The organism is Actinoplanes sp. NPDC048791 (assembly GCF_040650095.1).
Classification (GTDB): domain Bacteria; phylum Actinomycetota; class Actinomycetes; order Mycobacteriales; family Micromonosporaceae; genus Actinoplanes.
Genome location: NZ_JBEZGQ010000838.1, coordinates 3,233 through 3,691, shown reverse-complemented (window position 1 = coordinate 3,691; position 459 = coordinate 3,233). Strand labels below are relative to the sequence as shown.

Here is a 459-nt window from a genome sequence, read left to right as displayed (position 1 = left end):
GGGACGGCGTCCGCGTCGTCCGGCTGCCGGAGCTCACCTTCGACGACGCGTACGACCGCACCAACGAGTGCCTGGCCGCCCACGAGGCCGCCGACCGTGGCGAGGGCCGAGCCGCCCACGACGCCGCGCTCACTGCCACCCTGGCGTGGCTGTGGGAGGCCGTGGTCGCCCCGGTGCTGGCGGAGCTCGGCGCCGAGGAGCCCGGCCACCGTGTGTGGTGGTGCCCGACCGGACCGCTGATGCTGCTGCCGCTGCACGCCGCGACCAGCGCCGACGGCCTCGAGTGCGCGCTCGACCGGGTGGTGTCCTCGTACACGCCGACTGTCCGGATGCTCGCCGACGCGGCCGGCCCGGAGTCCGGCACCCCCGGCACCGAGGTCCTGGCCGTCATCCAGCCGGCCACGCCGGGACTGCAACCGCTGCCGAGCGCCGTCCGCGAGCTGGACGTGCTGCGCGAGC

1 protein-coding gene is annotated in these 459 nt (G+C 76.5%); it reads left to right on the top strand.

The features are described from left to right. The coding region (locus AB0C29_RS38090) for a CHAT domain-containing protein (RefSeq protein ID WP_360831111.1) at window positions 1-459 on the top strand (459 nt) is incomplete at both ends.